The 13,254-nt window shown below is 39.6% G+C and carries 12 protein-coding genes; 5 read left to right on the top strand and 7 right to left on the bottom strand.

Features of this window, described 5'->3' with window-relative positions:
• Positions 1 to 141: 141 nt before the first annotated feature.
• On the bottom strand, positions 142 to 1,617 hold the full coding sequence (locus tag K2X50_07800) for an LbtU family siderophore porin (GenBank protein MBX9587148.1): 1,476 nt from the start codon (positions 1,615 to 1,617) through the stop codon (positions 142 to 144).
• A 500-nt stretch (positions 1,618 to 2,117) separates the two neighbouring features.
• Positions 2,118 to 2,726 (bottom strand): peroxiredoxin C, encoded by a 609-nt coding sequence (locus K2X50_07795; GenBank protein MBX9587147.1) that lies wholly within the window; start codon positions 2,724 to 2,726, stop codon positions 2,118 to 2,120.
• A gap of 324 nt (positions 2,727 to 3,050) precedes the next feature.
• Here K2X50_07795 and K2X50_07790 point away from each other — a divergent pair, with 324 nt between their 5' ends.
• Both K2X50_07790 and dapB read left to right on the top strand, forming a co-directional pair.
• On the top strand, positions 3,051 to 3,635 hold the full coding sequence (locus K2X50_07790; protein MBX9587146.1) for a superoxide dismutase: 585 nt from the start codon (positions 3,051 to 3,053) through the stop codon (positions 3,633 to 3,635).
• Between the two features lie 9 nt (positions 3,636 to 3,644).
• Positions 3,645 to 4,376, top strand: coding sequence for a 4-hydroxy-tetrahydrodipicolinate reductase (gene dapB, locus K2X50_07785; GenBank protein ID MBX9587145.1), 732 nt, complete (start codon positions 3,645 to 3,647; stop codon positions 4,374 to 4,376).
• A gap of 15 nt (positions 4,377 to 4,391) precedes the next feature.
• Here dapB and K2X50_07780 read toward each other — a convergent pair whose 3' ends face one another.
• Positions 4,392 to 6,341: a CocE/NonD family hydrolase gene (locus tag K2X50_07780; protein MBX9587144.1), complete on the bottom strand. Its 1,950-nt coding sequence runs from the start codon at positions 6,339 to 6,341 to the stop codon at positions 4,392 to 4,394.
• A gap of 137 nt (positions 6,342 to 6,478) precedes the next feature.
• On the opposite strand from K2X50_07780, the gene K2X50_07775 reads away from it, so the two are divergent.
• Positions 6,479 to 6,745, top strand: a complete 267-nt coding sequence (locus K2X50_07775; protein ID MBX9587143.1) for a ribbon-helix-helix protein, CopG family — start codon at positions 6,479 to 6,481, stop codon at positions 6,743 to 6,745.
• A complete protein-coding gene (locus K2X50_07770) occupies positions 6,729 to 7,097 on the top strand; it encodes a type II toxin-antitoxin system PemK/MazF family toxin (GenBank protein ID MBX9587142.1) in 369 nt (122 codons plus the stop codon). Before K2X50_07775 ends, K2X50_07770 begins: the two co-directional genes overlap by 17 nt.
• Before the next feature lie 64 nt (positions 7,098 to 7,161).
• On the opposite strand, the gene K2X50_07765 is transcribed toward K2X50_07770, so the two are convergent.
• Both K2X50_07765 and K2X50_07760 read right to left on the bottom strand, forming a co-directional pair.
• Positions 7,162 to 8,238 (bottom strand): SIR2 family protein, encoded by a 1,077-nt coding sequence (locus K2X50_07765; protein MBX9587141.1) that lies wholly within the window; start codon positions 8,236 to 8,238, stop codon positions 7,162 to 7,164.
• A gap of 348 nt (positions 8,239 to 8,586) precedes the next feature.
• Positions 8,587 to 9,315 carry a hypothetical protein gene (locus tag K2X50_07760; protein MBX9587140.1) on the bottom strand — a complete coding sequence of 243 codons (729 nt, stop codon included), beginning with the start codon at positions 9,313 to 9,315 and terminating at the stop codon, positions 8,587 to 8,589.
• A gap of 149 nt (positions 9,316 to 9,464) precedes the next feature.
• On the opposite strand from K2X50_07760, the gene K2X50_07755 reads away from it, so the two are divergent.
• Positions 9,465 to 10,820 (top strand): MBL fold metallo-hydrolase, encoded by a 1,356-nt coding sequence (locus K2X50_07755; protein MBX9587139.1) that lies wholly within the window; start codon positions 9,465 to 9,467, stop codon positions 10,818 to 10,820.
• On the opposite strand, the gene K2X50_07750 is transcribed toward K2X50_07755, so the two are convergent.
• Positions 10,815 to 12,035: a UbiH/UbiF/VisC/COQ6 family ubiquinone biosynthesis hydroxylase gene (locus K2X50_07750; GenBank protein ID MBX9587138.1), complete on the bottom strand. Its 1,221-nt coding sequence runs from the start codon at positions 12,033 to 12,035 to the stop codon at positions 10,815 to 10,817. The genes K2X50_07755 and K2X50_07750 overlap by 6 nt on opposite strands.
• The gene (locus K2X50_07745) at positions 12,022 to 13,254 is read right to left on the bottom strand and encodes an FAD-dependent monooxygenase (protein ID MBX9587137.1); all 1,233 of its coding nucleotides are present in this window, start codon (positions 13,252 to 13,254) and stop codon (positions 12,022 to 12,024) included. The genes K2X50_07750 and K2X50_07745 overlap by 14 nt, the downstream gene beginning before the upstream one ends.

Genomic DNA, 13,254 nt, shown 5'->3' with positions numbered 1-13,254 from the left:
TAGGTTTTGGTCACTCAATGCCCGCGTTCATGAATTTAATGAATAACGCTCCTATTCCTACAGTCACCACTATTTTTTTGTTTTGCACAAAAAGAAAAAGCCCGCATAAGCGGGCTTCTTCATAGAGTCTAGATCGGCTGATTAGAACACTACGCCTAACCGAATTGCCGCTGTACCATTATTATTATGGTCTCCGCCGTGGTGGTGATGATGATTATTATTACCTTCCTGACGGAAAGCAGCTTCATCAGCTACCGGTGTAACGACTTGGCCACCGCCATGATGACGTCCGCTATAGCCACGATCATAGTGATATTCAAACGCTAATGTTGTATGTGGTAAAACATTTACGGTTATATCACCTTGATAACGCCATCTTGGAAGAAGAACTCGTTCTGCTTCCCATGAACGCTGAAAGCCTAAGCTGAAGCCAGTATTATATCCCCAAACATTGGAGAAATAAGTACCAGTAAGATCACCGGCTTGAGCACGAGTTTCATTGTCGTGATGACGAGCCTGTCTGTTATTTCGAGCATCTAAGTTACGAAGTGCAGCAACATAGTTTGCGCTGAAATAAACTGGACCATATGTAGCATCCCCGTGGAACGCTGCACCACCTGATTGGCGAAGAAGCGGAACGCGTGGGAAGTTTGGTACAGTGCTAAATCGAGCTAAATCTTCGACAGCAGCTAGATATTCAACGTCACGAATATCTTTTAGGTATGAAGCACCTAAATGATAACGCACATCGTCGTAAGCGCTGCAATACCCAACATTAGCACCCCAGTTTTCGACTCGAGTGAAAGAACGTGCACCGTTCTCATCACCTTCACGATTATCTTGATCATTTACATGAAAATAACCGCTTTGAGCACCATCGAGAGCAAATACTGAAGCATACAAGCCATAATTGCTAACCCAACCCAATTGTGCAGTGGTAGCACGAGTTTGAGACAGTACTTGAGTCAAACTTTCGGTGATTGGATAAATATCTGGATTGTATCCAAATGGAACATACATTTTACCTGCGCGGAAATAGAAAGGTGAAGAAGAGAAATCACGAATCGTGATATACGCTTCATCAACTCCTAAATGTCCGTTAGCCCAAACAGCACCTTTATCAGAACGGAGGCTATCTGTATAAGCTTCGAGATCATCGCTGGTATTGATACCAAGATCAAATAAATTCACTGAATCTGCAACGTATGCAAGTCCAACATGGCCTGTAACGCAGTGGTTTACATCCACGTCAACAAACAAGTTTGCGTTGTTTACATTTAATTCAGCAGAGTATTGATGAACACGAAATCCAGGAACAGTTCCCAACGGTGCGCGGTTAGTATATTTACCGTCAACGTTGATTATGCCACTGAAATGTATGCGATTCATCCAGTCGAAAGAAGCGACTGGTGATTTTGCATTACTAGCGTTGATAAAGCGCTCTTGCGCAAAACTTTCGCTAGACAGTGCGTGTTCGGCTCTTACGCCGTGATGCTCATGATGACGAGCATGATGCTTTTGATGCTTATGATGCTCTTTTCCTTCGTTAGCAGCCATTACTGGCGCGCTCACGAGTCCTAGAGCAAATAAGGAAGCAACAACAGGTTTAAAGTTCATTGTTCCTAATCTCCTTTTAATTTCAACATAGGAAACAGAATTCCCACGTTAGCACATTCCATGCTTCCGTGAACCACTTCACAATGAAATCAGCGGATCCGCTAATTCCGAAGTCAGGTGACATCCATTTCCCGATTCATTACAACCCGATACCTCACAAGGAGGCCAAACGGGATGTTGCTAGCAATATCACTTTTGGCCAATTTGCAAAGATAAAATCTTCGCAGTCGCAATGTATAACAGAGTTCACTTTAAAAAGGAACCCCAGTCTTACATATTCTTCTGCAGACAATTTGCGCATTCAAACTGTATTTGTTTTCACACAACAACATTTCTGCAAAAAATGCCGGGCCATTTTATTTAGGATTTATATGATTTGCAAGCAGTTTATATTTAATTGACCTTTAAACTGAAGCGCGAGAATTATAACGCATTGAAAAATATAGAGAAAGGAAGGTGTCAGAGATAATTAGCAATCATTCTCTGACACCATTTGAATATTAAGCTAAGTCTTCTGCATTTTCAGATAAGAATTGTGCAACGCCTGCAGGTGTTGCAACCATACCCGCTTTGCCTTTATTCCAGTTTGCAGGACAGACTTCACCATGTTTCTCATGAAATTGAAGCGCATCAAACAATCGAATAATTTCATTGATATCACGACCCAATGGTAAATCATTAACGAGTTGCGCCTTCACAATACCATTAGTATCAATAATAAATGCGCCACGTAATGCGACACCTGCTTCTGCATGTTCGACACCATAAGATTGACAAATTGAATGGTTCACATCGGCAACCAGTGTGTACTGAACCGGCCCAATTCCACCTTGAGCAATAGGTGTATTTCGCCATGCATTATGGGTAAATTGAGAATCAATAGAAACAGCTATCACTTCAACATTACGTTCTTTAAACGCATCAATCATCTTATCTAATGCAATAAGCTCAGAGGGACAAACAAAAGTAAAATCCAAAGGATAGAAAAATACTAGCGCGTATTTATTTTTTATTTCTTGTGCAAAATTATATTTATCAACGATGTCACCGTTTGCTAACACTGCGGCAGCAACAAAATCAGGCGCCTTTCGGCCAACTAAAATACTCATATCTCTCTCCGTATTAATTACAACGATGCCTAGTCTATACAAACCTCTTATTAGAAGAAAGTCACATTCCACTGGAATGATCATACCCCTACAAATGATACTGAGAATCATTCTCAGTTAGAATACCATGAACTCCCTGTTAAATCAACATAAAGCGCTTATTTGGGCTAGCTACGAAACCACTTTCTAACATCAGATGGAGATTGGACACTATAGAGACACAGCGGCTCCCGCGTGTCGGTCTGAGTGATTAGACTTCTTGACATTTCTTAACAAGATTCTACACTCGAGATTCAAACTATCGTACGACATAAGGAAATTATCATGACATTTTCACTCCCAGAACTACCCTACGACCGCAAGGCATTAGCACCCCATATTTCAGAAGAAACCCTGGATTTCCATTATGGCAAACATCATTTGGCCTATGTGAATAATTTAAATAAATTGATCGAGGGGACTGATCTCGCTAAACAATCCTTAGAAGAAATCATCAAAACCTCTTCAGGTGGAATTTTTAATAATGCCGCACAAGTTTGGAATCATACTTTCTATTGGAATTCACTTTCTCCAAATGGCGGCGGTGAACCTACTGGAGCATTGCTAGAAGCAATCAACAACACATTTGGTTCGTTCTCTGCTTTTAAAGAAGCGTTTACAAAAGCAGCAACAACGCATTTTGCTTCTGGATGGGCGTGGCTAACAAAAGATGCTCAAGGTAAACTCGAAATATCGAGCACTGCCAATGCCGGCACACCAATGACCGATGGAAAAAATGCATTATTAACGTGCGACGTATGGGAACATGCGTATTATGTCGACACACGCAATGATCGGGCGAAATATGTCGGTAATTTTTGGGAATTAGTGAACTGGGACTTTGTGGCAAAAAATCTTTCTAGCAAATAAGGTGACAATATGATTCCACGTATTGCTGTTAATGGTGCTCAGGGGAAAATGGGCAAAATCACAGTCCAAACACTTCAAGAACATCCCAAATTTAAATTGGTTGGCGAATTTGGACGTCATACAGAATTACGTGGAGCAATTAAAAATTCTCAACCTGATATTGTAATTGATTTTACAACGGCTGCGGTCGCATTCGAAAATGCAAAAATCATTATCGAAAGCGGAGCTAATGCCATCATTGGCACAACGGGTTTTACACCGCAACAGATTTCAACACTAAAAAAAGTATGCACGAAAAAAAAATTAGGCGCGATTATTGCGCCTAATTTTTCTATCAGCGCACTTATTTTGATGCGACTTGCAAAAGAAGTTGCTGGATATTTACCCAACGTTGAAATTATAGAAGCGCATCACGAAAAGAAAGCGGATGCGCCATCCGGAACCGCTATTAAAACTGCAGAGCTCATTAATCAAGCTCGTGCAAAAACAAAAAAAATTAATTCCCATGAAATTCTTTCCGGCGCTCGCGGTGCAAATAAAGACGGCATTCCTATTCATTCCATACGACTTCCTGGATTTCTCGCTCACGAAGAAGTTATCTTCGGCAGCCCTGGAGAAACCCTACACCTAAAACACAACACTATCGACCGCAACGCCTTCATGCCTGGCGTTCTCCTCGCCTGCGAAAAAGTGCAGCACCTCAACACCCTCGTCTACGGCCTCGAAGAACTGCTTTTTTAATAACGGCGTCGTAACCTAAAGACGCGACGTAGTAATCGTAACTGGAACAACAGGCAATTCTATAAAAGATACTTGATTAGGCGCATGATAAATTCGTTGTACTGCTTTTTTGTAATCACCGGCTTTTGCCCAAAAAATGGAAGGAACAAAAGTTTGTGGATTGCGATCATAAAGCGGAAACCAGCTCGATTGAATTTGAACCATGATCCGATGGCCAGGTAAAAATACATGATTGGCTGTTGGTAACGCAAAACGATATAATTGCGGTTTATTTGCTGCAATGGCTTTTGGTTTTTCTAAACTTTCTCGATAACGCCCCCTAAAAATATCAGCAGAAATCATTAACTGATATCCACCCATTTCAGGGCGTGAACCCACTTCATCAGGGTAAACATCAATGACTTTTACTACCCAATCAGAATCAGTGCCACTCGTTGACGCAATTAAATTAGCCATCGGTTGACCTGATATTTTCACAGGCGATGTTAAAACAGTTGACACATAAGATAGCACGTCCGTTCTACCTGAAGCTTCTCGCTGATCATCCAACAACCATTCGGGCCATGTGAGACCCCGAAGCGGATCATGACCAACTGGACGTATGGGTCGTGAACGAAAAGGTACTGGTTTTGCAGGATCAGAAATATATTCATCATACGGCGTTTTTTTTGATTTTGGCACATCAAAACTCGCCAACATACCAGAGGTTAAATACAAGGGTGTTGTTTTTGTTGTTGGTAATTCAGATAAATGTTGCCATGTATTTGTACCCGTTTCAAAAGCAGAAATGGCAGACACATTAGCTTTAGGTGCATTATCTTTTAAATATTGATCGAGAAAAGGATGCAAAATATTCTTCCTAAAATATAATGCCGTATCACTATCAAATTTTACTTTTCCAATTGAGCTTCCGTCTCTAATTTCCTGACCATGATACCATGGCCCCATCACTAAAAATAATTTATCCTTAGCATCCGCTTTTTGTTTCAACGCATTATAAACCGCAATATCACCGTAAATATCTTCTTGATCCCAAAGACTATGCACTAACATCACCGGAATTTTTATGGGTTGTGTCGCTAATATTTTATCTAAAGCTTGTTGTTGCCAGAAAGAATCGTACGCGGGGTGAGCAAGAATTTTATTCCAAAATCCAATTTGCTCAAGTCCATAGCGACGCCCTAATTCACCCGCGGACCCCGCACGCAAATAAACATCGTAATCATCATAATTATTCGTCCACCATAATTCTTCATTTTTTCGCGTGCCAACTTGCTCATAAATATAAGGCATCATTTGCTGACGAAAAGCACCGTTATGAAACCAATCATCACCCATCCAACCATCAACTAAAGGATTCATCGGCACAGCGACTTTTAATGCAGGATGTGGATTGACTAGCGCCATCAACGACAATAAACCATCGTAAGAAATTCCGAGAATCCCGACTTTTCCATTGCTTTCAGGAATATTTTTCACCAACCAATCAATCGTGTCGTATGTATCAGTGGCATGATCTACTTTTGTTGAATTTAAAGGTCCGACTAAAGGCCTACCTAAAACGTAATCACCCTCTGAATTATATTTCCCACGAATATCTTGCAGTACTCTGATAAACCCACCCTCTTGAATAACATCTACAGCATTATCATAACCGTACAATGTAGGCCCAAGATGCGAACTTTCCGAGTGTGTGCTCAACGCTTTAGCATTATAAGGTGTGCGTGTTAACAAAATGGGAGCATTTTTTACCCCTTTTGGGATAATGATCACTGCCTGCAATTTCACACCATCACGCATCGGAATCATCACTTCTCGCCGCACATAATCAAAACTATCTTTGACAGGTACGAATTTTGCAGGCGTTTCACTCGGTAAAGGATTCGCAACAGGTGTTTTCTGATTATCAGCTATAGCAATAGATGCGAAAGCTACTAGAACAATACTTGGTAACCACTTGTGCATAAAGTCCCTCTTATGGTGATTCATTGATCCAAACTTTACCACATATGTTAAGACCACGCCAAAACCATATAGCACCTTGACTTTTGATATCAAATATCATATAATTATCAATATGAATATATATATGAGGTGACACTATGACCGCATTATCAATTACATTACCAGGACGGCTTGCAGCTGAAAGCGCGCGCCTCGCGGAGCGCATGGGAATCTCACGCACTGAATTTATTCGAGTCGCAGTCAAACATGAGGTGGCGCGGATAGAAAAGGAGATGATGCTAAGGTCCATGGTAAAAAGTTTTCAAGCCATGCGTAAAGATAAGCACTATATCACTGAGTCAGAGGCTCTTGACGAAGGCTTTTCCGGTGAAAAAATAGAAGATCGCGATGACTGGTGGCGCTAATTTAATTCTTACACAAGGTGGCATTTATCTAGCCAAGCTTAATCCCTCAAAGAAAGGAGAAGTAGGCAAGGTAAGGCCAGTAGTTGTATTAACGAATCAAATTATATTAGATTCTGAACCACCGATTATTTTTGTGTGCCCACTGAGCAGCCAGTCACATAAAAAATTTGCTAGCCTGCATATTGAAATTCCTGCTCGAGATAGTTTATCAACAGTAAGTTATGCACTCGTAGAGCATTGCAGAGCAATCTCACAACAGCGCATTGCAACACATCGCCTAGCGCAACTCCAGCATCGAGAAGTTGTTGATATCATTCAACGGCTAAATACCCTAATTGATTACCAGTTTTAAAATGATAGCTAGATGCAACAAGAAGATAATATTAACAATCCAAAAACGCAGCAGATTTAAAATCTTATTCTGTACTTTCGCCATCTACTTTTGAGGACTCTGTAAAACTTAGAGCCCTGAGAATTTCTTTTGCCTCGAAGGGCATTCTACCATCTTGGCGCGAATCAAAATCAAGCAAGTCTTCAAGTTTATAGGGAAACATTTTTTCGATCAATTCTATTCTGTCTCCTAATTTTTCATTACTAAAATTAGCGTCAGGAGATATATAGTAAACTTTTGTATTATCATTTTTAACAGCCCGCGAGATAATATCATTTACATGACTATCATTAAAGCTATAGCCAATGACTAGAAGAATCTTATCTTTTATCGCACGCTCAAACTCCTTAAAGTACATTGATATCAACTCATTTTCTAATACTTGTTCATCCTTCTCAGTTCCAAGGATCATCATTTTATCATCGCCGTCAAACCAGTTACTAGAACCATGCAGTTTATAGTAAAGTATTTTATAAACAGACTGATTATCATTCACTACCGCTTTTTGATTTTTCTGTCTATGGGATATCTCATAAAAATCATTTTGCAGATTGATATCAATTCTTGAAATATTAGCACGAGAAATAACCTGCTCTTGCGGAGGACTCGACAAATACGTGTAATTTCCTGCTAAACTTTTTGTAATATTACAAATACCTGGATATATCAAATCAATACCTCCACGAGACCCATCTCGTAATTCGATAAGGTATTCCAGAAGAATATCCTGATTTAATGTAAAGAAATAAAGTTCACATCTATCAGGTTTATCATAAACATATTCCTGAATAGCTCTTTTAAATGAAACAACTTTTTCTCCTTGTTTTGCTGCCTTTTGACAAAATAAATTCATCCTGTCAAAACACTCTTCTACAGCATTCGCAAAATCGTTAAAGTTGTTATCTTTACCTTTCTGTAATAGAGAATAAATTTTCTCGAAATTTTTTTCTGAATTTATTAACTTAAATAAAATTGGATTATCACGAATTCTAGGGGCATTACTAAGATAAGTATTGAACTCGCCAGCTAATGGCAAGCCAAAAGCCTTGGAAAAACCGGCACCTGTTAATATTACAACTTCTTTAAACTTTTGATCTGTCATAACAAACCTCTTCCTTGCCTAGAGAAATTATAGCAGAAATTAAAATCACAACTATTTTCGAGAAGGTGACGGTAATGTCGCACATTTCGTTGCTGATCTTATTACATCGAAGGATCACATTAATTGGCATTATAAATTCTCTTTGGAACCCTAGATTTGATCTCAATATTCTTTGAATTAGCCACCCTCTCTTTTATGCCTTCGACAGCACAAGAAGTCCTAACAGACCGAGCAATTCTCACTTCCCGTTCACTCGGGTCCTTTAGATAAGGATTAGTGTCTATAAGCGGCTTAAAGGTTTTCATATATTAATTATAGCAACCTTTAAGTGTTGGAAAAGCCAAAACTTCACAAGCTGGCCCAAAGTGAAGCTGTGGAAGCAGGATTAATGTCGGGAGTGGGGATTTTTTTTCGGAACTCATCCGTGAAGATTCCGTCCACACGAATGCTGTAATTTAATTCACCCGCCGGATCAGCGCCATGAAATTGATTAACAGTATCAAACCAAGCCGAATAACTTGTGATGTATTTTTTAACTCCAGAATGATAAACATAAAACTTTTTCTTCTTGTTTGAATTGAACCAAATAAATTCGTGACATTGATCAGAATAAACATGATCCCTGTGAGGCGTAATACTTGCTTCGCCCTTATCAAATATCAGCATGATTCTACCTATCGATTTAAAAGGCAATGTTTTGATAAACTCTACCACTTCAGGAAGTTGCTCAGCATAATATGTCCATTCACATTTCTCAGTTTTATTGAGGTCAAAATAGTTATATTTTTCATTGAGTGCTTGTTCTTTCAGAAAAATATGAGATGCCTCTGTCAGTCTTGCCTGCCAAGTTTTTAGGGGGTACGGCCCGATGTTAAATTTATCTTTTTGCTTGAGTGTATTGTTAAAATAATTGTTGATGAACTGAGTGATTACAGTGTCGAGCAATTTCAATTGCTCAATATCAATATACTCATCCATTGATTTATAGGTCGGGTAGCGTATATTGAGATCCGTTTTAAGTGATTTGGCATATCTCTGATACCAATAGCCTATATAGATCTCTTTAATTTTGCTCAAGAGCGACATTCTATATCACATCCCATGATTTAAAACACGATAGAAGCAGCGGATAGCATAGCCAAAAGACTCGCTTCCTTATAAAATCAAAAATATTATCCCAAATCCGCGCTATACTACAAGTATGGATAGAATCAATTGGAGCATATATGGAACTCACATTTTGTGGGGCAGCGGGAACGGTAACCGGTTCAAAGTACTTGGTAAAGAGCGAGGGGCATCAGTTTCTGGTGGATTGTGGCTTGTTTCAAGGGCTGAAAGAGTTGCGATTGCGAAACTGGAGTGCACTGCCTTTTGATCCGCATGAGATCAATGCGGTAATGCTGACACACGCACATATCGATCATTCAGGCTATATTCCACTGTTGGTGAGAAATGGTTTCAAAGGAAAAATCTATTGCAGCCCTGCAACAGCCGATTTGTGCCGAATTTTGTTACCGGATAGCGCCCATATTCAAGAAGAAGAGGCCTTACGCGCGAATAAATATGGTTATTCAAAACATCAACCTGCTCTACCCTTGTACACAATAGAAGACGCCGAAGCTGCATTAAAACATTTTATTACAGTGCCGTTTGGTCACGATTATAGTTTAACGGATTTCTTTAGTTTTCGTTTACAACATGCCGGGCATATTTTAGGCGCCTCAATGATCAGAATTTTCACTGAACAAATGAGCGTTTTATTTTCGGGTGACATTGGACGCATGAACGATCCTATAATGAAACCACCGAATCAAATTGATACAGTCGATTATTTGGTGTTGGAATCAACGTATGGGGATCGCTTACATGATGCCAAAAACCCCATCGACGCGCTGAGTGAAATTGTTAATCGAGTTTCCGATCGAGGGGGCGTTCTTGTAATACCTGCATTTGCAGTAGGCAGGGCTCAAAATATTTTATATTATTTACATCAACTGAAAGCACAACGACGCATAGCTGATTTACCGATATATTTAGATAGTCCGATGGCTATCAGTGCTACTGAATTATTCTGGAATTATCCTCATGAACATCGCCTTCCTTGCAAAATCGCTAAAGAAGTGTGCGAAAGCGCTACCTATATTAATACACCGGAAGAGTCAAAAAAACTCGATGAAAAGCCAGGACCAAAAATCATTATTTCAGCCAGCGGAATGGTAACAGGTGGCCGTGTGCTTCATCACATCAAAACTTTCGGACCCGATGAAAATAATTGTATTTTACTAACAGGGTATCAAGCTGAAGGAACTCGCGGAGCGCGAATAGCGGCGGGCGAAAAAAAGATTAAATTATTGGGTGAAACTCTAATGATCAACGCTGAAGTCTGCGAATTAAGCAATACATCAGCTCATGCCGATTATGCTGAAATTTTAGGTTGGCTTAAAAAATTTAAAAAAGCACCTAAAGAAGTTTTCATTACACATGGTGAACACAACGCAGCATTGGCCATGCAAAAACATATTACGGAAAATTTAGGATGGAAAACAAAAGTACCTGAATACAACGAAACAGTAAAACTATAGCTTTCCAATATTAGGCAGCTCACCACGAAAACCCATGGCTTGATGCATAAAAACTCTACGCAGCCATCGGTAACGATTGGTTAATTTTAAAGTAATATCTCGTAAGTTTTTCAAAAAGCCCTGTTGCAGAGCAAATCCTTCTTTGAAAAATCGCATAGCTTCAATCATTAACTGGTTATCACTTCGACGCCACCGTTCATAACGTCGCAAATTTTGAACCAAACCAATATCACGTTTCATTGCAAAATTATCCATAACCACTTCACTTAAACAGGCAGCATCAAGAATGCCTAAATTCAATCCTTGCCCCGCAAGCGGATGAATGGTGTGAGCCGCATCGCCAATTAATGCAACACGAGGATGAACATAATGCGCGGCATGTCTCATGATTAAAGGATATACTATCGGTTTATCGATGACAGTAATTTCTCCTAACTCATAATCAATTGCGCCCGCCATTTTTTCGCCTAAATCTTTAACATCAAGCCCCATCAATTCTTCAGCTTCCTCTGGAATTGTTGACCAAACAATTGAACAATGGTGTTGATTTTCTAATGGTAAAAATGCAATCGGTCCATTTTCTCTGAATCGTTGGCGCGCAACTGAACCATGAGCATTTTCTGTTTTAACAGTCGCCACAAGCGCAGTATGATGATAGGGCATTTCTTCAACAGGTATATTCAGTGTTTTTCTCACCCAAGATTCAGCACCGTCAGCCCCAACGAGTAATTTTGATTCAAACTTTGCTTCATCTGAACATTTTATTTTCACCACGTCATCATCAATCATCATGACATTTATCTGTACAGGACAAAATAAAAATAAATTGGGTAGTTCTTTAGCACGATTTAACAATGCTTGAATCAATGCTTCGTTTGCAACAATATTCCCCAAATATTCCCGACCCACATCTCTATAACTAAATAATACTCGCCCCACTCCCTCTGCATCACTTACAGTAATTTCACGAAAAGGACTGATTTTTTTAGTCGATATTTCATCCCAGCAGTGTAATCGCCGTAAAATTCGCTCTGAAACAATATTGATAGCACTCACTCGAACATGTTTTCCAGCGGACGTTTCTCGGAATTCTTTAGCTTCAAGAAGTGCAACTTGCAGCCCTGCACCAGACAGTTCAATTGCAGTAATTAATCCAGGAACTCCCGCACCCACAATAATGACATCAAATTTCTGTACATTATTATTCGTCGACATGCATCGATACTCCACAAGATAAAGGGCTAATGTAGCCAACCTGTCCCAAAGAGCGTTTAGATAACCAACGCTTTGCCATGGGCACACAATCCATCACTGTCATCCCAATATTTCTTGCCGTCGTTAATGGAAAGAATGCATTGGTGAAAAAGCCGACTAAACTATGAGTAATATTGATAATTTGCAAATGATCAGCACGTCGCCTGTCTACATAATCACACAAACTTTTTTCAATGTGAGAAAAACCTTGCTCATTGAGTATTTCAACCAACACTGCAACATCTCTCAACCCTAAATTCAACCCCTGCCCAGCAATAGGATGAATTGCATTAGCTGCGTTCCCAATTAACACGATACGTTTTCTCACGAGCTCTGTTGCTCGATGCATCACAATAGGAAAAACAACGGGTGGTGTAGCTTCCATAAATCGGCCTAATCGGTAGCCAAATATCGCTTGTACTTTTTCAATAAACTCTTCTTGGCTTAATGCCATAACTGCGTTCACTTGTGAATGTGGCACTGTCCATACCAATGTTGATTTTTTTTCACCTAACGGTAATAACGCAATGGGACCCGTTGGAGTAAATCGTTCATACGCAATATGTTTATGATCTCGAGCTAACTCAATATTACTCACGATGGCACTTTGTTGGTAATCAACAGAATTAACGGCTATTCCCAACAATTGTCGCACAGCCGAATAATGTCCATCAGCAGCCACAACCAAATTTGCACTAATTTGATGTTCTCCTTCAGGAGATTGAAATTTCACACGCGCACAAGAATCATCATTAATTAGCTCTTCACATTTTGATTGGTAAAAAACAGTGATATTTTCATGCTCATCCAGTAATCGCGATAATTGAATTTGTAAATATTTCGCTTGTACAACATAACCTAATGCTGATAATTCTTCTTCTTTGGCTGACATTCTAACCTGACCAAAGTATCCTTTATCAGTCACTTTAACTTCGTTTACAGATTCAACATAAGGCGATATAGAAGGCCAAATATTGAGCGCTGATAAAATATTTTTACTGGACGCGGATAAAACAATGGCTCGCTCACCACCTGGAATATTCTCATCAGAATAATGACGCGGTTGAGCTTCTAATAGTGCAACACGATATGAATTTAAAGCCAGAGCTAAAGTGGCGCCAACTAATCCTCCACCAACAATAATGACATCAAAATTTTTTACATCACATTCATCACGCAC

This window comes from Gammaproteobacteria bacterium (assembly GCA_019748175.1).
In the GTDB taxonomy this organism is placed as follows: domain Bacteria; phylum Pseudomonadota; class Gammaproteobacteria; order JAIEPX01; family JAIEPX01; genus JAIEPX01.
The sequence above is the reverse complement of the archived record's forward strand: the minus strand, read 5'-3'. Positions and strand labels throughout refer to the sequence as shown.

Coding starts and splice junctions, on each gene's coding strand:
- K2X50_07800 (MBX9587148.1), bottom strand. CDS start 1,617: ATGAACTTTAAACCTGTTGTTGCTTCCTTATTTGCTCTAGGACTCGTG.
- K2X50_07775 (MBX9587143.1), top strand. CDS start 6,479: ATGACCGCATTATCAATTACATTACCAGGACGGCTTGCAGCTGAAAGC.
- K2X50_07755 (MBX9587139.1), top strand. CDS start 9,465: ATGGAACTCACATTTTGTGGGGCAGCGGGAACGGTAACCGGTTCAAAG.
- K2X50_07780 (MBX9587144.1), bottom strand. CDS start 6,341: ATGCACAAGTGGTTACCAAGTATTGTTCTAGTAGCTTTCGCATCTATT.
- K2X50_07790 (MBX9587146.1), top strand. CDS start 3,051: ATGACATTTTCACTCCCAGAACTACCCTACGACCGCAAGGCATTAGCA.
- dapB (MBX9587145.1), top strand. CDS start 3,645: ATGATTCCACGTATTGCTGTTAATGGTGCTCAGGGGAAAATGGGCAAA.
- K2X50_07765 (MBX9587141.1), bottom strand. CDS start 8,238: ATGACAGATCAAAAGTTTAAAGAAGTTGTAATATTAACAGGTGCCGGT.
- K2X50_07795 (MBX9587147.1), bottom strand. CDS start 2,726: ATGAGTATTTTAGTTGGCCGAAAGGCGCCTGATTTTGTTGCTGCCGCA.
- K2X50_07750 (MBX9587138.1), bottom strand. CDS start 12,035: ATGTCGACGAATAATAATGTACAGAAATTTGATGTCATTATTGTGGGT.
- K2X50_07770 (MBX9587142.1), top strand. CDS start 6,729: ATGACTGGTGGCGCTAATTTAATTCTTACACAAGGTGGCATTTATCTA.